At 63.5% G+C, this 21,499-nt stretch carries 18 protein-coding genes and 2 tRNA genes; 18 read left to right on the forward strand and 2 right to left on the reverse strand.

The genetic code is table 11. The features are described 5' to 3' along the window. Positions 1 to 20 precede the first annotated feature (20 nt). The 5 genes from pstB (at position 21) to G3574_RS10935 (ending at position 4,645) form a co-directional block, all read left to right on the forward strand. Positions 21 to 809, forward strand: a complete 789-nt coding sequence (gene pstB, locus G3574_RS10915) for a phosphate ABC transporter ATP-binding protein PstB (protein WP_163963361.1) — start codon at positions 21 to 23, stop codon at positions 807 to 809. Between the two features lie 29 nt (positions 810 to 838). Further along, complete coding sequence (gene phoU / locus G3574_RS10920; RefSeq protein WP_163962957.1) at positions 839 to 1,540, forward strand: phosphate signaling complex protein PhoU; 702 nt, start codon at positions 839 to 841, stop codon at positions 1,538 to 1,540. Between the two features lie 14 nt (positions 1,541 to 1,554). Then, the gene (gene phoB / locus G3574_RS10925) at positions 1,555 to 2,244 is read left to right on the forward strand and encodes a phosphate regulon transcriptional regulator PhoB (RefSeq protein ID WP_163962958.1); all 690 of its coding nucleotides are present in this window, start codon (positions 1,555 to 1,557) and stop codon (positions 2,242 to 2,244) included. 43 nt (positions 2,245 to 2,287) lie between these two features. After that, positions 2,288 to 3,604, forward strand: coding sequence for a phosphate regulon sensor histidine kinase PhoR (phoR, locus tag G3574_RS10930; protein ID WP_163962959.1), 1,317 nt, complete (start codon positions 2,288 to 2,290; stop codon positions 3,602 to 3,604). 87 nt (positions 3,605 to 3,691) lie between these two features. Beyond that, positions 3,692 to 4,645, forward strand: a complete 954-nt coding sequence (locus G3574_RS10935) for a patatin-like phospholipase family protein (protein ID WP_163962960.1) — start codon at positions 3,692 to 3,694, stop codon at positions 4,643 to 4,645. Positions 4,646 to 4,699: 54 nt separating this feature from the next. Here the strand turns inward: G3574_RS10935 and G3574_RS10940 are convergent, their stop codons facing one another. Then, positions 4,700 to 5,194 (reverse strand): C40 family peptidase, encoded by a 495-nt coding sequence (locus G3574_RS10940; protein WP_407941667.1) that lies wholly within the window; start codon positions 5,192 to 5,194, stop codon positions 4,700 to 4,702. 177 nt (positions 5,195 to 5,371) lie between these two features. Between G3574_RS10940 and G3574_RS10945 the strand changes: the two genes are divergently transcribed. The 5 genes from G3574_RS10945 (at position 5,372) to G3574_RS10965 (ending at position 11,553) form a co-directional block, all read left to right on the forward strand. Further along, on the forward strand, positions 5,372 to 5,776 hold the full coding sequence (locus tag G3574_RS10945) for a GlcG/HbpS family heme-binding protein (RefSeq protein ID WP_163962962.1): 405 nt from the start codon (positions 5,372 to 5,374) through the stop codon (positions 5,774 to 5,776). Positions 5,777 to 6,044: 268 nt separating this feature from the next. Next, entirely contained in the window at positions 6,045 to 7,211 is a 1,167-nt protein-coding gene (gene carA / locus G3574_RS10950; protein ID WP_163962964.1) for a glutamine-hydrolyzing carbamoyl-phosphate synthase small subunit, read from the forward strand. Further along, positions 7,204 to 10,434 carry a carbamoyl-phosphate synthase large subunit gene (gene carB, locus G3574_RS10955; protein WP_163962966.1) on the forward strand — a complete coding sequence of 1,077 codons (3,231 nt, stop codon included), beginning with the start codon at positions 7,204 to 7,206 and terminating at the stop codon, positions 10,432 to 10,434. Before carA ends, carB begins: the two co-directional genes overlap by 8 nt. Positions 10,435 to 10,591: 157 nt before the next feature. After that, positions 10,592 to 11,068, forward strand: a complete 477-nt coding sequence (greA, locus tag G3574_RS10960) for a transcription elongation factor GreA (RefSeq protein WP_163962967.1) — start codon at positions 10,592 to 10,594, stop codon at positions 11,066 to 11,068. An 11-nt stretch (positions 11,069 to 11,079) separates the two neighbouring features. Further along, entirely contained in the window at positions 11,080 to 11,553 is a 474-nt protein-coding gene (locus G3574_RS10965; RefSeq protein ID WP_163962969.1) for a DUF4149 domain-containing protein, read from the forward strand. A gap of 82 nt (positions 11,554 to 11,635) precedes the next feature. Here the strand turns inward: G3574_RS10965 and G3574_RS10970 are convergent, their stop codons facing one another. Continuing rightward, positions 11,636 to 12,097, reverse strand: a complete 462-nt coding sequence (locus G3574_RS10970; RefSeq protein ID WP_163962971.1) for a YhbY family RNA-binding protein — start codon at positions 12,095 to 12,097, stop codon at positions 11,636 to 11,638. Positions 12,098 to 12,135: 38 nt separating this feature from the next. Here G3574_RS10970 and G3574_RS10975 point away from each other — a divergent pair, with 38 nt between their 5' ends. The 8 genes from G3574_RS10975 to G3574_RS11010 all read left to right on the forward strand — a co-directional run bounded on the left by G3574_RS10975 (position 12,136) and on the right by G3574_RS11010 (position 21,464). Then, positions 12,136 to 12,780: an RlmE family RNA methyltransferase gene (locus G3574_RS10975; RefSeq protein WP_163962973.1), complete on the forward strand. Its 645-nt coding sequence runs from the start codon at positions 12,136 to 12,138 to the stop codon at positions 12,778 to 12,780. Between the two features lie 134 nt (positions 12,781 to 12,914). Further along, entirely contained in the window at positions 12,915 to 14,801 is a 1,887-nt protein-coding gene (ftsH, locus tag G3574_RS10980) for an ATP-dependent zinc metalloprotease FtsH (protein WP_163962975.1), read from the forward strand. A gap of 130 nt (positions 14,802 to 14,931) precedes the next feature. Continuing rightward, positions 14,932 to 15,801, forward strand: coding sequence for a dihydropteroate synthase (gene folP / locus G3574_RS10985; protein WP_163962977.1), 870 nt, complete (start codon positions 14,932 to 14,934; stop codon positions 15,799 to 15,801). Positions 15,802 to 15,817: 16 nt separating this feature from the next. After that, positions 15,818 to 17,155: a phosphoglucosamine mutase gene (gene glmM / locus G3574_RS10990; RefSeq protein WP_163962979.1), complete on the forward strand. Its 1,338-nt coding sequence runs from the start codon at positions 15,818 to 15,820 to the stop codon at positions 17,153 to 17,155. Between the two features lie 63 nt (positions 17,156 to 17,218). Then, a tRNA-Pro gene (locus tag G3574_RS10995) sits at positions 17,219 to 17,295 on the forward strand. 280 nt (positions 17,296 to 17,575) lie between these two features. Further along, positions 17,576 to 19,705 (forward strand): putative bifunctional diguanylate cyclase/phosphodiesterase, encoded by a 2,130-nt coding sequence (locus tag G3574_RS11000; protein WP_163962981.1) that lies wholly within the window; start codon positions 17,576 to 17,578, stop codon positions 19,703 to 19,705. Between the two features lie 148 nt (positions 19,706 to 19,853). Further along, a tRNA-Arg gene (locus tag G3574_RS11005) sits at positions 19,854 to 19,930 on the forward strand. Between the two features lie 220 nt (positions 19,931 to 20,150). Next, on the forward strand, positions 20,151 to 21,464 hold the full coding sequence (locus G3574_RS11010) for an HD-GYP domain-containing protein (RefSeq protein ID WP_163962983.1): 1,314 nt from the start codon (positions 20,151 to 20,153) through the stop codon (positions 21,462 to 21,464). Positions 21,465 to 21,499: the final 35 nt, after the last annotated feature.

The following is a 21,499-nucleotide window of genomic DNA, read 5'->3' on the forward strand; positions in this document are numbered from 1 at the left end:
TCGCTACCGGCAATCCGGCCATGGCCAGCGGCAACGCCGCCGGCGTCGATGCGAACAAGGTGACGCTGGCCATCTCGAAGCTCGACTTCTACTACGGCAGCTTCCAGGGCTTGAAGAACATCAACCTCGACATCCTCGAAGGCAAGGTCACCGCCTTCATCGGCCCCTCGGGCTGCGGCAAGTCTACCCTGCTGCGCACCTTCAACCGGATGTACGACCTCTATCCCGGGCAGCGTGCCGTAGGAGAGATCATGTTCCACGGCCGGAACATCCTCGACGCCGGCCAGGACGTCAACATGCTGCGCGCCAAGGTGGGCATGGTCTTCCAGAAACCCACGCCTTTCCCGATGTCGGTCTACGACAACATCGCCTTCGGCGTGCGCCTCTACGAAAACCTGTCCAAGGGTGAAATGGACGAACGCGTCGAATGGGCGCTCAAGAAGGCGGCGCTCTGGGGCGAGGTCAAGGACAAGCTGAACAAGAGCGGCCTGAGCCTGTCGGGCGGACAGCAGCAGCGCCTGTGCATCGCGCGCGGCGTCGCGGTCAAGCCGGAAGTGCTGCTGCTCGACGAGCCGACCTCCGCCCTGGACCCGATCTCTACCGCCAAGATCGAGGAGCTGATCGCCGAACTGAAGGAGGAATACACCATCGCCATCGTGACGCACAACATGCAGCAGGCGGCCCGCTGCTCCGACTACACCGCCTACATGTACCTGGGCGAGCTCGTCGAATTCGGCGAGACCGACCAGATCTTCATGAACCCGGTGAGGAAGCAGACCCAGGATTACATCACCGGCCGATTCGGCTGATTGCCTGAACGTCATTGAAAGGAAACGTCATGCCCGGCGACCACTCTTCCAAGCAATACGACCTCGACCTGGAAGCGATCCGCTCCAAGGTGCTGAGCATGGGCGGCCTGGTCGAAAGCCAGTTCAACGCCGCCATCGAATGCTTCCGCGGCGGCAATGCCGCGCGATGCGACGAGGTGATTAAGAACGATGAAAGCGTCAACCGCCTCGAGGTGGCGCTCGACGATGCCTGCAGCCACCTGATCGTGAAACGCCAGCCTGCGGCCAACGACCTGCGCATGGTCATTGCCACGCTGAAGGTCATTACCGACCTCGAGCGGGTGGGCGACGAGTCGACCAAGATCGCCCGCACCGCCAAGGCGCTGCACGAGCGCGGCCTGGTCGGCGTGCTGAACCACTACGAGTCGATCCGCCTCATGGCCAACACCAGCGCCGAGCTTCTGCATGACGCGCTCGATGCCTTCGCCCGCCTGGACCACAAGCAGGCGGTGCGCATCATCGGCCAGGATGCGGTCATCGACCACGAGTTCGGCGCGGTGTTGCGCGCCATGATCACCTTCATGATGGAAGATCCGCGTACGATCTCGACCGCTTTGGATACACTATGGGTTGCCAAGGCGATCGAGCGCATCGGCGACCATGCGAAGAACATCGCGGAGTACGTGATCTACGTGGTCGAGGGACGCGACATCCGCCACACCGATTACGTCCAGACCCAGAAGGCATCCTAGACCGAGACGCGCACATGCCCGTAGACAAGACCAGCATCCTGATCGTCGAAGACGAGCCTGCCATCGTCGAACTCGTTTCCTTCACGCTGAAGGAGGCCGGCTGGCAGCCGCAGGCCGTCGGCTCGACCGCTGAAGCCTGGGAGCAGCTGCAGCGCCGCATACCGCAGCTCGTCCTGCTCGACTGGATGCTGCCCGACCAGAGCGGCCTGCGCCTGTTGTCGCGCATCCGCGGCGACCGGCAGTTCCAGGAGCTGCCCGTCATCATGCTGACCGCCAAGAGCATGGAGGAAGACAAGATCGCCGGCCTCGACAATGGCGCCGACGACTACGTCACCAAGCCGTTCTCGCCGCGCGAGCTGACCGCCCGCGTGCGCGCGCTGCTGCGCCGCAAGAGCCCGGAACATGCGCAGGAAGAACTGAACGTCGGCCCTGTCACGCTCGATCCCAACAGCTGCTCTGTGTCGCTGCACGGCCAGAAGATAGAAATCGGGCACGCCGAATACAAGCTGCTGAAGTTCTTCATGGCGAACCCGGAACGGGTATTCTCGCGCAGCCAGCTGCTCGACAAGGTCTGGGGCGACCACGTCGCCATCGAGGAAAGAACCGTCGACGTGCACGTGCTGCGCCTGCGCAAGGCGCTGAAGGAAGGCGAGTCTCTGATCAGGACGGTGCGTAGTGTAGGATACATGCTGTCGGAAAAATGACCGGCGGCATCGCCGGCACGTCCGGTCTTTTCTTTCATCGTCCATGAGTCCACGTCTCGTCTTCTGGGTGCCGGCCGCCATCCGCCTTGCCTTGCTCCTGGCGGGAATCGGCGGTGTCTGGTATGCCTTCGGCCTCCTGCCCGCGCTGGCCGCCGGCGTCGCCGCCATGATGGTCCTGCTGTTCGTGCAGCTGCAATACCTCTACCTGCTGTCGAGCTGGCTCGAGGACCCGGCCAGCGCGCGGCTGCCCGATGGATGGGGCGCGTGGGCAGACATTTTCTCGCGGCTCTACCGCCTGCGCCGGCAGGATGAAAAACACCAGGCCGAGCTCACCGAATGGCTGGCCCGCTTCCGGCAGGCGATGAGCCTGCTGCCGGACGGCGTGGTCATCATGGACGACGTGCTCTTCCTGGAGTGGTGCAACACCGCCGCCGAGCAGCACCTCGGGCTCGAACTCGGACGCGACAAGGGCATGCGCATCACCAACCTGATCCGCAGCCCGATCTTCATGGACTACATCATCCTCGGGCGCTACGAGCAGCCGCTCACGCTCAACCTGCGCGACCGCAAGCTCATCGTGCAGATCATTCCCTTCGAGAACCGACGGCAGATCCTGGTGACGCACGACGCGACCGAATCGGAACGCATCGAGATGATGCGTCGCGACTTCATCGCCAATGCCTCGCATGAATTGCGCACGCCGCTTACGGTCATCAACGGTTTCCTGGAAATCGCCGGCGCCCAACCCAACCTCGACGTGCAGACCCGCTTGTCCCACCTCAGGCTGATGGCGGAGCAGGGCAAGCGCATGCAGAACCTGGTGGAAGACATGCTGACCCTGACCCGGCTGGAGTCGGTCGAATATCCGCTGCGGCCCGAGCATGTGCCGGTCGCCAGCCTGCTCGAGCAGATCCGGCAGGAAGCCGAGGCCCTGTCGTCCGGCCGGCATGCGATCAGCCTTTCGGTGGAAGGGCCGGACATCCAGGGCGGCATCGACGAGCTGCGCAGCGCCTTCGGCAACCTGGTATCGAACGCGGTGCGCTATACGCCGGAGCATGGCCGCATAGACATCGTCTGGCGCCTGCACGAGGGCGCGCCGCAGTTCCTGGTGCGCGACACCGGCATCGGCATCCGCCCCGAGCACATCGCCCGCCTGACAGAAAGGTTCTACCGCGTGGACAAGGGCCGCTCGCGCGAAACCCAGGGCACGGGACTCGGCCTGGCGATCGTCAAGCACGTGCTGCTGCGGCATGACGCGGTGCTCTCGATCGAATCGGTCCCCGACAAGGGCAGCACCTTCACCGTTACCTTCCCGGCAAGGCTGGTCATCGATTCCGGCATGCGGGCCGCCGCCGCCTAGCGCAGCCTGCCGGACGAGTTCGGGATGGCGGGCATTCCGCTACAATGCGGGTCCTGTCCTTGCCGACGCGTATCACGCATTGCCCTCATGTTCCGTGCTCCACGAATCGCCGCCATTCTTCTCCTGACCGCCGCCGTGCTTGGCGGATGCGCCGCTCCGGTGGTCACCAGCCGTTCCACTCCGCCAAGCCAGACGCCAGGCCAGGCATCGACCCAGGCAGCCAGCCAGACGCCGTCCGCCCGGCCGGCGCGTCCGGTGCGGATCGGACTGGCGCTCGGCGGCGGCGCGGCGCGCGGATTCGCCCACATCGGCGTGATCAAGGCGCTCGAGGCGCAGGGCATCGTTCCCGACATCGTGGTCGGCACCAGTGCCGGCAGTCTGGTCGGCGCCCTGTACGCCGCCGGAAACGATGGCTTCGCCTTGCAGAAGATGGCGCTGGAAATGGATGAGGCGACAATCTCCGACTGGTCGGTGCCGCTGTTCGCCAAGGCGACCGGCGTGCTGAAGGGCGAGGCATTGCAGAACTATGTCAACCGGGCCGTGCATGACATTCCCATCGAGCGCCTGAAGATTCCCTTCGGCGCGGTGGCGACCGACCTGAACAACGGCCATCCCATCCTGTTCCGGCGCGGGAATACCGGCACCGCGGTGAGGGCGTCGTCGGCGGTGCCGAGCGTGTTCCAGCCGGTGAAGATCGGCGACCGCTCGTATGTCGATGGCGGTCTTGTGTCGCCGGTGCCGGTGCGCTTCGCGCGCGAGATGGGCGCGGATTTCGTCATCGCCGTCAACATTTCCTCGCAGCCCGATGCCCAGCCGTCCAACAGCTCGCTGGAAGTGCTGCTGCAGACCTTCGCGATCATGGGCCAGAGCATCAATTACTACGAGCTGCGCGAGGCAGACGTGGTCATCCAGCCGCGGCTGGGAACGATGAAAGGGAGTGATTTCCCGGGCCGCAATACTGCCATCCTGGCGGGCGAGCAGGCGACCGCGACCCTGATGGCGGACATCAAGCGGAAGCTGAATGCAAGGCGGATGCAGTAAGGCGGAGGAAGGCGGCAGGGGAGCCGGGAAGGTAGGGCGCCCGCGGGCGCTGCCTCATTCTCCGGCCGGGTCGTCGATGCGGCGGGCGCCGTTGAAGCGGTTGCGCCAGTAACTCACGTCCATGCTCTCGATGCGGACTTCGCCGCCGGCCGAGGGCGAGTGGATGAACTTGTTGTCGCCGAGATAAATGCCGACGTGGGAAAAGCTGCGCCGCAGCGTGTTGTAGAACACGAGGTCGCCGGGGCGCAGGTCCTTGAGCTCGACCTTCTGGCCAACCTGGCTGATTTCCCGCGAGGTGCGCGGCAGGTCCCGGTTCCAGGCTTCCTTGAATACGTAGCGCACCAGGCCGCTGCAATCGAGCCCGGTTTCCGGTCCGTTGCCGCCGTATTTGTAGCGGATGCCCAGCATGTCCATGGCGCGCACGGCGAGGTCGGAGGCGCGCGACGTCAGGTCGTGGAGCCGCTGCAAGGCAATGGCCTTCGGCGAGTCGGGCTGCGGCTCGGCATGCAAGGGCTGGAGCAGGGCAGCGGCACACGCCACGCACACCATCGCCCGCATCACCTTGTTGCCCGCCTTGACCATCCCTTTGCTCCGTTTTGTTTCCTTTGGGAATGGCCGACTTTAAGGGATTGGCCGGGTCGTGTCAAAGTCGAATTTGTATCAGCAAGTGAGCCCGGAAAGCCGGCGGCGAATCGCGTACAATCCAGCCATTTTTGAGGAGAGATCATGCAAACGAAGCAAATCCTGACCCTGGATGATGTCAAGAAGATCGCTGCCGCCGCCGAGGCCGAAGCCAAGGCCAACAACTGGGCGGTGACCATTTCCATCGTCGACGACGGCGGCAACCTGCTCTGGCTGCAGCGCCTCGACGGCGCCGCGCCGATTTCCGCCAGCATCGCGCCCGCCAAGGCCAAGACCGCCGCCCTCGGCCGCCGCGAATCCAAGGTCTACGAAGACATGATCAACAACGGCCGCTATTCCTTCATGACCGCGCCGGTGCTCGAAGGCATGCTGGAAGGCGGCGTGCCCATCGTGGTCGGCGGCGATTTCCTGGGCGCGGTCGGCGTATCCGGTGTGAAGTCGTCCGAAGACGTGCAGATCGCCAAGGCCGGCATCGCCGCGCTCGGCTGATGCGTCCGGCCGGCACGCCGGTTTTTCGCCGGGAAGGCGGCGCGGTTGCTTTGCATCAAGCCCCTTTCCGTGCGTTCAGAGTAGCCTGACGGGTTTGCAGGCGGGGGTGATCCGCGCTATAATCTTGCGGTTTATCTAAATCAGCCCGCCGTAGCGCATACCCACTCTCTCACCGTCCCTTGAAGACCCTCGATGCCCGGCGCGCCGCCGTGTCGTCAGCGGTCGAACGGGCTCGGCGCAGCGGCGGTAACAATCTCAGGAGTTACCCTTGCTGCCATTTATTTCTGGCCAATCTGTTCCGGCCATCCTTGCGCTCGCAGACGGGTCTATTTTCCAGGGTTTTTCCATCGGTGCTCCCGGTCATACGATCGGTGAGGTCGTGTTCAACACGGCCATGACCGGCTACCAGGAAATCCTGACGGATCCCAGCTACAGCCGCCAGATCGTCACCCTCACGTATCCCCACATCGGCAACGTCGGCGTCAACCGCGAAGACGTCGAAGCCAGTCGCATCCACGCCGCCGGCCTGATCATCAAGGACCTGCCGCTGATCACTTCCAATTTCCGTTCCACCCAAACGTTGTCCGACTACCTCAAGGCGGAAAACGTGGTGGGCATCGCCGGCATCGACACCCGCAAGCTGACCCGCATCCTGCGCGAAAAGGGCGCGCAGAACGGCGCCATCCTGGCGGGCGAAACCGACGCCGAAAAGGCCCTGGCGCTGGCCAAGTCATTCCCCGGCCTGGCAGGCATGGACCTCGCCAAGGTGGTGTCGGCCAAGGAATCCTACGTCTGGACCGAGACCGAGTGGAAGCTTGGCAAGGGCTACGGCAAGCAGGAGAAGCCGCAATACCACGTGGTCGCCTTCGACTACGGCGTCAAGTACAACATCCTGCGCATGCTGGCCGAGCGCGGCTGCAAGGTGACGGTGCTGCCGGCGCAATCCAGCGCCGCCGACGCGCTCGCGCTCAATCCGGACGGCATCTTCCTGTCCAACGGCCCCGGCGACCCGGAGCCCTGCGACTACGCCATCCAGGCCACGAGGGAACTGATAGAGAAAGGCCTGCCGACCTTCGGCATCTGCCTCGGCCACCAGATCATGGGACTGGCCTCCGGCGCGAAGACCATGAAGATGAAGTTCGGCCACCACGGCGCGAACCACCCGGTGCAGGACCTCGACACCAAGCAGGTCATGATCACTTCCCAGAACCACGGCTTCGCGGTCGATCCGGCAACCCTGCCGTCGAACTGCCGCGTCACGCACGTGTCCTTGTTCGACGGTTCCCTGCAAGGCTTCGAGCGCACCGACCGCCCGGCCTTCTGCTTCCAGGGCCACCCGGAAGCCTCGCCCGGCCCCATGGACATCGCCCCCTTGTTTGATCGCTTTATCGGGCTCATGTCCAAGGCGAAGACGGAGAAACGCAAACATGCCTAAGCGCACAGACATCAAGAGCATCCTCATCATCGGCGCAGGCCCGATCATCATCGGCCAGGCCTGCGAATTCGACTATTCCGGCGCCCAGGCCTGCAAGGCCCTACGCGAGGAAGGCTACCGCGTCATCCTGGTCAACAGCAATCCGGCGACCATCATGACCGACCCCGAAATGGCCGACGTGACCTACATCGAGCCCATCACCTGGCAGGTGGTGGAACGCATCATCGACAAGGAAAAGCCGGACGCCATCCTGCCGACCATGGGCGGCCAGACCGCGCTCAACTGCGCGCTCGACCTGCACCGCAACGGCGTGCTGAAGAAGTACGGCTGCGAACTCATCGGCGCCACGCCGGAAGCCATCGACAAGGCCGAGGACCGTCTGAAGTTCAAGGACGCCATGACCAAGATCGGCCTCGGCTCGGCGCGTTCCGGCATCGCCCATAGCATGGACGAAGCCTGGACGGCACAGAAGGCCATCGGCTTCCCGGTCATCATCCGTCCCTCGTTCACCATGGGCGGCAGCGGCGGCGGCATCGCCTACAACCCCGAAGAATTCGAAACCATCTGCAAGCGCGGCCTCGAAGCCTCGCCTACCAACGAGCTGCTCATCGAAGAATCGCTCATCGGCTGGAAAGAGTACGAGATGGAAGTTGTCCGCGACAAGAAGGACAACTGCATCATCGTCTGCTCGATCGAAAACCTCGATCCCATGGGCGTGCACACCGGCGACTCGATCACCGTCGCCCCGGCGCAGACCCTGACGGACAAGGAATACCAGATCATGCGCAACGCCTCGCTGGCGGTCCTGCGCGAGATCGGCGTCGACACCGGCGGCTCCAACGTGCAGTTCTCGGTCAATCCCAAGGATGGCCGCATGATCGTCATCGAGATGAACCCGCGCGTGTCGCGTTCCTCCGCGCTGGCTTCCAAGGCCACCGGCTTCCCGATCGCCAAGGTCGCGGCCAAGCTGGCGGTGGGCTTCACGCTCGACGAGCTGCGCAACGAAATCACCGGCGGCGCGACCCCGGCGTCCTTCGAGCCCAGCATCGACTACGTGGTCACCAAGGTGCCGCGCTTCGCGTTCGAGAAATTCCCGACCGCCGACAGCCACCTCACCACCCAGATGAAATCGGTGGGCGAGGTCATGGCCATCGGCCGCACCTTCCAGGAATCCTTCCAGAAGGCGCTGCGCGGCCTCGAAGTCGGCGTCGACGGCATGAACGAAAAGACCAAGGACCGCGAGACCATCGAGGAAGAACTCGGCGAACCCGGCCCGGAGCGCATCTGGTACGTGGGCGACGCTTTCGCACAGGGCTTCTCGCTGGAAGAAGTGCACCAGCTCACGCACATCGACCCCTGGTTCCTGGTGCAGATCAAGGAAATCGTCGACATCGAGCTCTGGCTGGAAAAGCAGACCCTCGAATCGCTCGACAAGGCCACGCTGTTCAAGCTGAAGCAGAAGGGCTTCGCCGACCGCCGCCTCGCCAAGCTGCTGAAGACCACCGACAAGGCGGTCCGCGAGCGCCGCCGCGAGCTCAACGTGCGTCCGGTCTACAAGCGCGTCGATACCTGCGCCGCCGAATTCGCCACGAAGACGGCCTACATGTACTCGACCTATGACGAAGAGTGCGAGTCGCAGCCGACCTCCAGCAAGAAGATCATGGTGCTCGGCGGCGGTCCCAACCGCATCGGCCAGGGCATCGAGTTCGACTACTGCTGCGTGCACGCCGCGCTGGCGATGCGCGAGGATGGCTACGAGACCATCATGGTCAACTGCAATCCCGAGACCGTCTCGACCGACTACGACACCTCCGACCGCCTGTACTTCGAGCCGCTCACGCTGGAAGATGTGCTGGAAATCGTCGACAAGGAAAAGCCCTACGGCGTGATCGTGCAGTACGGCGGCCAAACGCCGCTGAAGCTGGCGCTCGACCTCGAAGCCAACGGCGTGCCCATCGTCGGCACCTCGCCCGACATGATCGACGCCGCCGAAGACCGCGAGCGCTTCCAGAAGCTGCTGCAAGACCTCAACCTGCGCCAGCCGCCGAACCGCACCGCGCGCACCGAGGAGGAAGCACTGCGCCTGGCGCAGGAAATCGGCTATCCGCTGGTGGTCCGCCCGTCCTACGTGCTCGGCGGCCGCGCGATGGAAATCGTGCACGAGCAGCGCGACCTCGAGCGCTACATGCGCGAAGCGGTGAAGGTCTCCAACGATTCCCCGGTGCTCCTCGACCGCTTCCTCAACGACGCCATCGAAGTCGACGTCGACTGCCTCTCCGACGGCAACCGCACCTTCATCGGCGGCGTGATGGAACACATCGAACAGGCCGGCGTGCACTCCGGCGACTCGGCCTGCTCGCTGCCGCCGTATTCGCTGTCTCAGGAAACCATCGCCGAACTCAAGCGCCAGACCTCGCTGATGGCCAAGGGCCTGAACGTGATCGGCCTGATGAACGTGCAGTTCGCCATCCAGCAAAAAGAAGTCGACGGCCAGATGCAGGACGTGGTCTATGTGCTGGAAGTGAATCCGCGCGCCTCGCGCACCGTGCCCTACGTGTCGAAGGCCACCGGCCTGCAGCTTGCCAAGATCGCGGCGCGCTGCATGGTCGGCCAGTCGCTCGACAGCCAGGGCGTCGCGCATGAAGTCGTGCCCGAGTACTACAGCGTCAAGGAAGCCGTCTTCCCCTTCAACAAATTCCCTGGCGTGGATACCATCCTCGGCCCGGAAATGAAGTCCACCGGGGAAGTCATGGGCGTGGGCAAGACCTTCGGCGAAGCCTTCGTGAAGTCGCAGCTCGGCGCCGGCGTGCGCCTGCCCAAGTCGGGCAAGGTCTTCCTGAGCGTCAAGAACAGCGACAAGCCGCGCGCGGTGCAGGTGGCGCGCGATCTCGCCGGACTCGGCTTCTCGCTGGTCGCGACCAAGGGTACGGCGGCCGCCATCAGCGCGGCGGGCATTCCCGTCACCCCCGTCAACAAGGTGGTGGAAGGACGTCCGCACGTGGTCGACATGATCAAGAACAATGAAATCGTTCTGGTCATCAACACCGTCGAGGAAAAGCGCACCGCGATCCACGACTCGCGCGCCATCCGCACCTCGGCGCTGCTGGCCCGCGCCACGACTTACACCACCATCGCCGGCGCGGAAGCCGCGGTCGAGGGCATGCGCCATCTCGACGAGATCCACGTCTACGATTTACAAGGGCTGCATAAGTCTTTACACTAAGTTGATGGTGTCCGGCCGGGGCAGGCGAATGCGTCCTGAATTCCGGCTTCATTGCCCAGGCACTTAAACTAAACCACGCCACAGAGGTCACAAACGGTTCCGGAAAGTCCGGTGCCTGTTGTGACCTCTGTGGTTTTCATTTCGACGATAAAAACGTATGAGCACTATCCCAATTACCAAGCGCGGCGCTGAAATGCTGAAAGAAGAACTGCACCGCCTGAAGACCAAGGACCGTCCGAGCGTCATCAACGCGATCTCCGAAGCGCGCGCCCAGGGCGACCTATCGGAAAATGCCGAATATGATGCGGCAAAGGAGCGGCAGGCCTTCATCGAGGGACGCATCGCCGAACTCGAAGGCAAGCTTGGCGCAGCGCAGATCATCGATCCCACCACGCTGGATGCCGAAGGCCGCATCGTCTTCGCCTCCACCGTCGATCTCGAAGACCTCGAGAACGGCCAGAAAGTGACCTACCAGATCGTGGGCGAGGACGAAGCAGACCTGAAGGAAAAGAAGGTCTCCGTCACTTCACCAATTGCACGCGCCCTGATCGGCAAGTACGCCGGCGACGTGGTCGAGGTCAATGCGCCTTCCGGCGTGCGCGAATACGAAGTCCTCGAAGTCCGCTACATCTGATTCACCCCGCCATGTCCATTTCCAGGTTTCGCCTCCTGCTGATTACCTTCTGGGTGGGAAGCCTGTGGACCATCGGTTATCTCGTTGCTCCCACGCTGTTCGCCACCCTGTCCGACCGGGTGCTGGCCGGCACCATCGCCGGCCGGTTGTTCCGCGTCGAGGCTTGGGTCTCGGTGGTTTGTGCGCTGATCCTGATCGGCATGTCATGGCGCGGCAAAAGCGGCCAGGGCGTTGACCCGCAGATCGGGGTCAGCCAGGCTGGCAAGGGCAGGGCGGTCCTGTGGATCGCACTTGCCATGCTGGCCTGTACGCTCGTCGGCTATTTCGGCTTGCAGCCCTTCATGGGCGCGTTGCGCGAAGCTGCGCAAAGCGGCGGCATGGATGAAGCTGCCCGCAGGCAATTCGGCATGCTGCATGGCGTGGCAAGCGCCTTCTATCTGGCGCAATCCGTGCTCGGCATTGCCTTGGTATGGAAGCAGCGTTGACGATTCAACGCGGCGCTGGATAGTTGGAAAGTCAGCACGGCCCGCTGCCTGCAGGGCAGGCCGGATCGGGGAGCAAGGGCTTTTACAGCGGCCGCTTGGAACTCTTCTGGCGGGGCTTGGCGCGCTTGATGTTGCCGCCCGCGGTGACCCGTTCGTTGCCCTTCAGAACAACCTTCTTCACGGTTGGCCGTTTCGTGCCGCTGGGGCTGGGCTTGACGATGGTGACTTCGCGCAGGCCCTTGCCGCGCTTGTCGCTACGTTCCTTGGCGGCGTCCTTCTTCGGCCGGTACAGCACCAGCAGCTTGCCGATGTGCTGGATCGGCGCGGCACCGAGTTCATTGCAGATGGTGTCGTACATCTCGATGCGTGCGTCGCGGTCGTCGCCGAAGACGCGGACCTTGATCAGGCCATGCGCGTTCAGGCTCGCATCGATTTCCTTCATGACGCTGGGCGTCAGGCCGGACTCGCCGATGATGACCACGGGATTGAGGGCATGCGCTTCGGAGCGCAGGGCCGAGCGCTCGGCGGGTGTCAGCTTCAACATGATCTATTCACATTCAGTAAAACCGGTATTCTACGCGAATGGCAAAGAACAAATTCAACAAGAACTGGGTGCATGACCATATCAACGATCCGTATGTCAAGCTCGCGCAGAAGGAAGGCTATCGCGCCCGCGCCGCCTACAAGCTCAAGGAAATCGATGAAGCCGAAAAGCTGGTCAGGCCCGGGCAGGTGATCGTGGACCTCGGCTGCACGCCCGGAAGCTGGTCGCAGTACCTGCGCAACAAGCTGGCGGGCAAGGAGGGCGGCGGCATCAACGGCACCATCATCGGCCTGGACATACTGCCCATGGAACCGATCGCCGACGTGCATTTCATTCAAGGCGATTTCCGCGAGCAGGCGGTGCTGGAACAGCTCGAGGCGCTGGTGGGCGAACGCCAGGTCGACCTGGTCCTGTCGGACATGGCGCCCAACCTCTCGGGCGTGGCGATCGCCGACGCCGCCCGCGTAGAAGAGATCATCGAACTCGCCATCGACTTCGCGAAGGCGCACATGAAACCTTCCGGGGCACTCCTCGTCAAATGCTTCAACGGAACCGGGTACAACGAGATACTCGCCAAATTCCGCCAGGAATTCAAAGTTGTTTCCTCCAAGAAACCAAAAGCCAGCCGCGACAAGTCCTCGGAGATCTTCCTGCTTGGCAAAATTCTCAAAAACCCTGCCTGAAGAACGGTTTTTTCCTTCGGAACCCTTGATTTTTCAAGGATTTCACCCCAAGTGCAGCCTAGCAAGTGCCGTTCAATACGGGTAGAATCAATTTTACAAGCGACATCAGGCGTCTCACCGTCTAAGGAGTTCTAGTGAACAACATGTTTTCCAAGGCCGCCATCTGGGTGGTCATCGCCTTGGTGCTCTTCACCGTCTTCAAGCAGTTCGACGGCCGCACCATCGCGGGAGGCGCCACTCCGGTGCCTTACTCGGACTTCCTTGACGAGGTCAAGTCCAAGCGAATCAAGGAAGCCACCATCGAAGACCGCACCATCGTCGCCACCACGACCGAAGGCAAGAAGGTCAAGACAGCGGTCACCTACCTCGACCGCGGCCTGATCGGCGACCTGGTCAACAACGGCGTCAAGTTCGACGTCAAGCAGCCGGAAGAGCAATCCTTCCTGTCGCAAGTCTTCATTTCCTGGTTCCCCATGCTGCTGCTGATCGGCGTCTGGGTCTTCTTCATGCGCCAGATGCAGGGCGGCGGCAAGGGCGGCGCCTTCTCCTTCGGCCGTTCCAAGGCCCGCATGCTCGATGAAGCCAGCAACACCGTCACCTTCGCCGACGTCGCCGGTTGCGACGAAGCCAAGGAAGAGGTCCAGGAGCTGGTCGACTTCCTGCGTGATCCCACCAAGTTCCAGAAACTCGGCGGCCGCATTCCCCGCGGCGTGCTGATGGTCGGCCCTCCGGGTACCGGCAAGACCCTCCTGGCCCGCGCCATCGCCGGCGAAGCCAAGGTGCCGTTCTTCACCATTTCCGGTTCCGACTTCGTCGAAATGTTCGTCGGCGTGGGCGCCTCCCGCGTGCGCGACATGTTCGAGAACGCCAAGAAGCATTCTCCCTGCATCATCTTCATCGATGAAATCGACGCAGTCGGCCGTCATCGCGGCGCCGGCCTCGGCGGCGGCAACGACGAGCGCGAGCAGACCCTCAACCAGTTGCTGGTCGAGATGGACGGCTTCGAAGCCAATTCCGGCGTGATCGTGATCGCCGCGACCAACCGTGCCGACGTCCTCGACAAGGCCCTGCTGCGTCCCGGCCGCTTCGACCGCCAGGTGATGGTCGGCCTGCCCGACATCCGCGGCCGCGAGCAGATCCTCTACGTTCACATGCGCAAGGTACCCATCGCACCCGACGTCAAGGCCGACGTCCTGGCCCGCGGCACGCCCGGATTCTCCGGCGCCGATCTCGCCAACCTGGTGAACGAAGCCGCGCTGTTCGCCGCGCGCCGCAACAAGCGCCTGGTCGAAATGCAAGACTTCGAGGATGCCAAGGACAAGATCGTCATGGGTCCGGAGCGCAAGTCCGCCGTCATGCGCGAGGAAGAGCGCCGCAACACCGCCTTCCACGAATCCGGCCATGCCGTCGTCGCCAAGCTCCTGCCCAAGGCCGACCCGGTGCACAAGGTCACCATCATGCCGCGCGGCTATGCCCTCGGCCTGACGTGGCAACTGCCCGAGCATGACCGCGTGAACATGTACAAGGACAAGATGCTGGAGGAAATCTCCATCCTCTTCGGCGGCCGCATCGCCGAGGAAATCTTCATGCACCAGATGTCCACCGGCGCTTCCAACGACTTCGAGCGCGCCACCAAGCTGGCACGCGCCATGGTCACCCGCTACGGCATGTCCGAAACGCTCGGCACCATGGTCTACGAAGACAGCGAGCAGGATGCCTACTTCGGCCGCATGTCGTCCAAGACTGTGTCCGAGGCGACGCAGCAGAAGGTGGACTCGGAAATCCGCGCCATCCTCGACGGCCAGTACAACCTGTCTCGCCAGCTGCTGGAAGAAAACCGCGAGAAGGTCGAGATCATGGCAAACGCGCTGCTCGAGTGGGAAACCCTTGACGCCGACCAGATCAACGACATCATGGAAGGCCGCGAGCCGCGTCCGCCGAAGGCAGGCATTCCGCCGCGCCGTTCGAATCCCGACAGCGCTTCCGGCGGCATGTCGCCGAACGCCACGGCACCGGCCTGACGGCGGCCCCAGGCTGAAAGCGGGGCAAGCCCGGCAACAAGTCAGAAAGCAAGAAGGGTGAGGAGCGATCCTCACCCTTTTTATTTTTATTTGCGACAATGCCGGTCTCCGTCCTTCCAGGATTCCCTTCATGACAGCATCGACAACCCCCTCCACCAGCCTGCGCTGCGGCCGCTATCGCCTCGCCGTGGGCGAGCATGACCGTCCCCTGGTGATGGGCATCCTGAACGTGACACCCGATTCCTTCTCGGATGGCGGGCATTACCAGGCGCTCGACGTCGCCATTTCCCACGCGGAGCAGATGATCGCCGACGGCGTCGACATCATCGACATCGGCGGCGAATCCAGCCGCCCCGGCGCGCAACCCTTGCCGCTGCAGGAAGAACTGCGGCGGGTCATGCCGGTGATCTATGCGCTGCGCGACTGCGGCAAGCCGATATCCATCGATACCTACAAGCCGGAGGTCATGCACGAGGCCATCCAGGCCGGGGTAGACATGGTCAACGACATCAATGCTTTCCGCGCGGAAGGCGCGTTGCGTGCCGTCAAGGACGCCGAAGTCGCGCTCTGTATCATGCACATGCTCGGCGAGCCCAAGACCATGCAGGCTGAGCCGCACTATGACGATGTGCAAGCCGAGGTTGCAGACTTCCTCCTGGAACGCATCCAGGCGCTGCGCGATGCCGGCATCGCCGCCGGACGCCTGTGCATCGACCCGGGATTTGGCTTCGGCAAAACCCTGACGCATAATCTCATCCTGCTGCAAGGGCTTCGCCGGCTGATCGACGCGACCGGCCTGCCGCTTCTCGCGGGCATGTCGCGCAAGTCGATGATCGGCGCGGTCACCGGCAAGCCGGTGGAAGAGCGCATGGCGGGCAGCATCGCGGCCGCCGTCATCGCCGCCGAGCGCGGCGCGCGCATCCTGCGCGTGCATGACGTCGGCGCGACGGTCGACGCCATCGCGGTCTGGGACGCGGTACGCAAGCAACAATCCGTTTAATCTGAAGGGGGAAGGCATGACACGAAAGTATTTTGGCACCGATGGCGTGCGCGGCAGGGTAGGGATCACGCCGATTACTCCGGACTTCGTCATGCGGCTCGGCTATGCGGCCGGCAAGGTGCTGGCAGGAGAGGTCGACGGCGGCAAGAAGCCGGTGGTCCTGATCGGCAAGGACACGCGCATTTCCGGCTACATGCTGGAGGCAGCGCTCGAGGCGGGGTTTTCCGCGGCCGGCGTGGACGTGATGCTCGCCGGACCCATGCCGACGCCGGCGATCGCCTATCTCACGCGCGCGCTGCGCCTGTCCGCGGGCGTCGTGATCTCCGCCTCGCACAATCCCTACGACGACAACGGCATCAAGTTCTTCTCCGCCTCAGGCAACAAGCTGCCCGACGCGGTCGAGTCCGCCATCGAGGCCGCGATCGAGCAGCCGATCGAATGCGTGCCTTCCGAGCGCCTCGGCAAGGCCAAGCGGCTCGACGACGCGCAGGGTCGCTACATCGAATTCTGCAAGAGCACCTTCCCCAACGAGCTCGACCTGCGCGGTATGAAACTGGTGGTCGATTGCGCGCATGGCGCGGCCTACAACATCGCTCCCGACGTGTTCCATGAACTCGGCGCGGAAGTCGTCGCCATCGGCAACCAGCCTAACGGCATGAACATCAACGACCATGTCGGCGCGACGGCGCCCGCCGCCTTGTCCGAGGCGGTGCGCGCGCATGGCGCCAACCTCGGCATCGCGCTCGACGGCGATGCCGACCGCCTGATCATGGTCGATGGCACCGGACGCATCTACAACGGCGACGAACTCCTCTACGTCATGGCCAGGGACCGCATCGCGCAAGGGCCTGTCGCGGGCGTGGTCGGCACGCTCATGACCAACATGGCGCTGGAAGTGGCGCTGAAGGACATGGGCATCGGCTTTGCCCGCGCCAAGGTCGGCGACCGCTACGTGCTCGAGATCCTGCAAGAGAAGGGCTGGCTCATCGGCGGTGAAGGCTCCGGCCACCTGCTCTTCCTCGACAAGCACACCACCGGCGACGGCATCGTCTCGGCGCTGCAGATCCTGTCCGCGCTCAAGCGCGGCGGCAAGTCGCTCGCCGAAGCCACCGCCGACCTCGTGCTGTATCCGCAGACCCTGATCAACGTGAAGGTGGAACCCGGATTCGACTGGCAAAAGAACGCCGCCGTCGTCAGCGAAAAAGAAAGCGTCGAAGCCGAGCTCAAGGGCACCGGCCGCGTGCTGATCCGTCCCTCCGGCACCGAGCCGCTGGTACGCGTCATGGTGGAAGCGAAGGACGAAAACGCGGCGCAGGAGATGGCGCGCCGCATCGCCGACAAACTTGCCGCGTGACACCGGATTGCTCCCGGATACGATTTGACCCCGCTTCTCCATGCGGGTATGATGCGGGCTTCTCGGGGCGTAGCGCAGCCTGGTAGCGCACCTGATTTGGGATCAGGTGGTCGGACGTTCGAATCGTCTCGCCCCGACCAGGACACGAAGGACTTAGCTAGCAATAGCTAGGTCCTTTTGTTTTGCGCCTCCGTTTTCCACGTTCGGTTTCCTTGAACTTCCGCTTCGCATGCCCGGCTGCGGCCATCCGATGCTCACGCCTTGTCTTCCATTTTTGTCCCCGCGTGTACATCCCTTGCGACATCAGGTTTGATTTACCCCCGCAGGCCCGGCATAATGGGTTTCTTCTTGTCTTTTTCTACAGAGCGGATCATCGGTGTTGAATCCCAGCGCGGTACCCACGACTGGCAGGCTGGCAACATGAGCCTGCGTGCGATATCCACCGGCATGGCAAGTCGTCCGGACCCGGACGCCGTCATCGACAAGACTTCCCTTTCCCGGGACGTGGCCGCCATTCTTCCCATCGGCGTCATGCTGCTCGACAGCCGCTTCGTCATCCAGTTCATCAATCCCGCCATGTGCGGCATCTTCAACGTGCAGGAGCGCGCGGCGGTCGGCACGCCGGTGCGCGAGGTGCTTCCCTGCGATGATTTGCAGGCGGCCCTGTTCGGCCTGCGCTCCGGCAGCAGCCAGGCCATGCAGAAAGCCATGCAGACCAGCGAGGGCATGCGGCACGTCGAGTTCGCCGTTTCCGGCACTGCGCTGCGCCAGACGGGCATGATCACCGTCGTGGCGCAGGACATCACCAGGAGGGTGGAACGGGAAGAGGCATCCCGCCGCGAAGCCGAGGCCGTGCTGCGCGAGAGCGAGGAGCGCTTCCGTGTCGCCTTCAACCAGGCGGGCGTCGGCCTGGCGCATGTCGGGCCGGACGGGCGCTGGCTGATGGTTAACCGCAAGCTCTGCGAGATCGTCGGCTACACCCAGGAAGAAATGCTGGAGCTTCGTTTCCAGGACATCACCCATCCAGAGGACGTGATGGTGGACTGGGCGCTGGCCAAGCGCATGCTCAACCGTGAGCTCGACGAAAAGACCCGCGAGAAGCGCTACCGTCACAAGCATGGCCATTACATCTGGATCAACCTGACCAGTTCGATGGTGCGCGACGACGAAGGAAATCCCAAGTACTACAGCACGGTCGTCGAGGACATCTCGCGCCGCAAGCAGGCCGAGCAGGATCTGCTGCACCTCGCAAACCACGACACCCTGACCGGCCTGCCGAACCGTACGCTGCTGCTCGACCGCCTCTCGCAAGCGGTGGTGTACGCGCAGCGCGACGACAGCAACATCGCGGTGCTCGTCATCGATCTCGACCGCTTCAAGAAGGTCAACGACAGCCTCGGCCACGAGGTGGGCGACCAGATCCTCCGGGAAGTCTCGCAGCGCCTCCAGGCCATCCTCGAGACGGGCGATACCCTGGCCCGGTTCAGCGGCGACGAATTCGTGATCGTGCGGCCGGGCATGGCCAGGGAAGACGCCGTGGCTACGCTGGCCCGCGAAATCCAGACGGCGCTGGCGGCGCCAATGGCCATCCAGGAGCACGACTTCTTTCCCGCGGCGACCATCGGCATCAGCATGTTTCCCAGGGATGGCGGCGACGCCCAGACCCTGCTCAGGAATGCCGAAACCGCGATGTACCGCGGCAAGGACGCCGGCCGCGCGACCTTCCAGTTCTATGCGCACGATATGAATGCCCGCGCGCTGGACCACCTCAAGCTGGAGGCCGGCTTGCGTCGCGCGCTCGAGCGCAACGAATTCATCCTGCACTACCAGCCGCAGCTCGATCTGGCCAGCGGCGGCATCATCGGGCTGGAAGCCCTGGTCCGCTGGCAGCCCTCCCGCCAGCCCCTGCGCTATCCGGGGGATTTCATCAATCTCGCGGAAGAGACCGGGCTGATCGCGCCGATCGGCGAATGGGTGCTGAACGAGGCATGCCGGCAGCGCAAGACCTGGCATGATGCCGGGATGCCGTCTTCATGCCGGGTGGCTGTCAATCTTTCCGCGCGCCAGTTCAGGCAGCAGGACATCGTCGAGGTCGTGTCGGCGGCGCTGCGCAGCACGGGCTGCGCGCCGGCCTGGCTCGAACTCGAGATCACCGAAAGCGCCATCATGGACGATCCGGAGTCCGCGGCCGCGATCATGCGCCAGCTCAGCGACATGGGCGTCCACCTGTCGATCGACGACTTCGGCACCGGTTACTCGAGCCTCAGCTATCTCAAGCGCTTTCCCATCCATTGCCTCAAGATCGATCGTTCCTTCGTGCGCGACATCGCCAGCGACAACGATGACGCGGAAATCGCGCGCGCCGTCATCGCCCTGGCGCACAGCCTGAAGGTCAAGGTGATCGCGGAGGGCGTCGAAACCGAGGCGCAGCGGGACTTCCTGCGCGAGCATGGCTGCGACCAGATACAGGGCTACTTCCTCAGCCGGCCGCTTCCGGTCGAGGCGCTGGAGCGTTTCCTGCACACGCACGCGGAAGGCGGGACGGACTGAGCCGTCTGTTCTGTGTCATGACGCGTCGCTTTGGCGTTGAAACGGCCGGCCTTTAGCGGTAATATCCGCAGTCTTCGGCGCATCGGCGACGGCGCATCCATCAAGCAGCTGCGCCGGATCGCAACGTGCTGTCACGCACTGCCACGCACTGCCCATAGCTCAGCTGGATAGAGCAACGGCCTTCTAAGCCGTAGGTCACAGGTTCGACTCCTGTTGGGCAGGCCACCTTCCATCTTTCTTCCTTCCATCTCGATTCACCCTGGCGAGCGCCGGCACCGGGTCTCATCCGCATGACGTGAGGTTTGCAGTCATTCCCATTCGTGGTGCGCCGCACATTACTTCCCGCTGCCAGTCAGGTATCATGTTGCCAATAAGCAATTTACCAACCCGGTTTCGTCGGGCTGGAGAGCGGCTCGCTTCTCCAGCTCACCTATGCGAGTGGCGGATGGCAGATGACAATCAAATCAATTCGGTGAACCAGCATTACCTCGACAAGGTGATGCACCTCGCCGAATCGCAGGACGTCAAGGCGACGGAAGACATCTTCGATGCCCGCGGCATGAAGCTGGTGGCGAAGGGAGCGAAGATTTCGCGCGCCTTGCAGGAGCGGCTCCTGCAGCGCCGTCTCAGCAAGCCCTTCGAGGCCAGCATCGCGGTGGAAGAAGGCGTGGACGTGCGCGTCATCCAGCGCGAGGCGGAATCCATTATCGAGACGGTCGATCCGGTGCGCTCGGTGATCAAGGCCTTGAACAGCGGTCCTTCCCCAATCCAGGTCCTGTCGGAAATCCAGTTCGGCAGCGCGATCAGCACCATGCTGACCATCATCCAGCGCGGCGGGCAGCAGGCGCTCAGCCACAGCGTCATGGTCAGCCTGTTGTCCATCGCGCTGGCGAGAAAGCGCGGCCTGGGCGTGGCCGACCAGAGCGTCGTCGCCTTGGCTGGCCTGCTCCACGACATCGGCGAACTTTACATCGAACCTGCCTATCTGAAATCGCGGCGCCGCCTTTATCCGCATGAATGGCGCCACGTGGTCGTCCATCCGCGCATCGGACAAATGCTGATCAGCGGCCTGGAGCATTACCCGGCCGCGGTGGCGCAGGCCGTGTTCGAACATCATGAGCGTCTCGACGGCAGCGGCTATCCGCGGCGCGTCTCGGGCAACGCGATCAGCGTGCCCGGCCAGGTGGTGTCGGTCGCGGAACTGCTGTCCGGCGTGTTCATGGAAAAGAGCGAACCGTTGCAACGCGCCGAACTCGCCCTGAAGATCATTCCCGGCGAGCATGCGCGCGAACTGGTATCCGCCGTGTCCAGCGCCATGCATGAAGCCTGCGGCGGCCGCGTGCCGCACGCCGCCGCGCCCACCGGGGAAGAGCAGGACCAGGTGCGGCGCTTGCGCGAGCGGATAGGCAACGCCATCGGCTCGGCGCAATGCCTGGCGGATGGCGGCACGATCAGGTCGAAGCGTGGCATGAGCATGCTGCAGGACTTGATCGGGCGGGCCGCCGGCATCCAGCGCGCCTTCATCAGCACCGGGCTCGATGCCTGCATCGAGGGCGACGACATCTTTTCTAGCGGCGACGCGCAGATCCTGTTCGAGACCGCGGTTGCCACGCGCGAAATCCAATGGCGCCTGCGCGACGTGGCGCGGGAATTGTCGCTGCAATCTGACGAGCTGGACGAGTCCGATCAGGCATCAATGCAGGAATTGATTGCCGTGCTCGATGGCGAGCGCCAGGATCTGTCGACCGCCGCGGCCTGATGCCGTATCAGCGAGAGGCGATATGGCGCCTCTCG

Source organism: Noviherbaspirillum galbum (genome assembly GCF_010974945.1).
Classification (GTDB): Bacteria; Pseudomonadota; Gammaproteobacteria; order Burkholderiales; family Burkholderiaceae_D; genus Noviherbaspirillum; species Noviherbaspirillum galbum.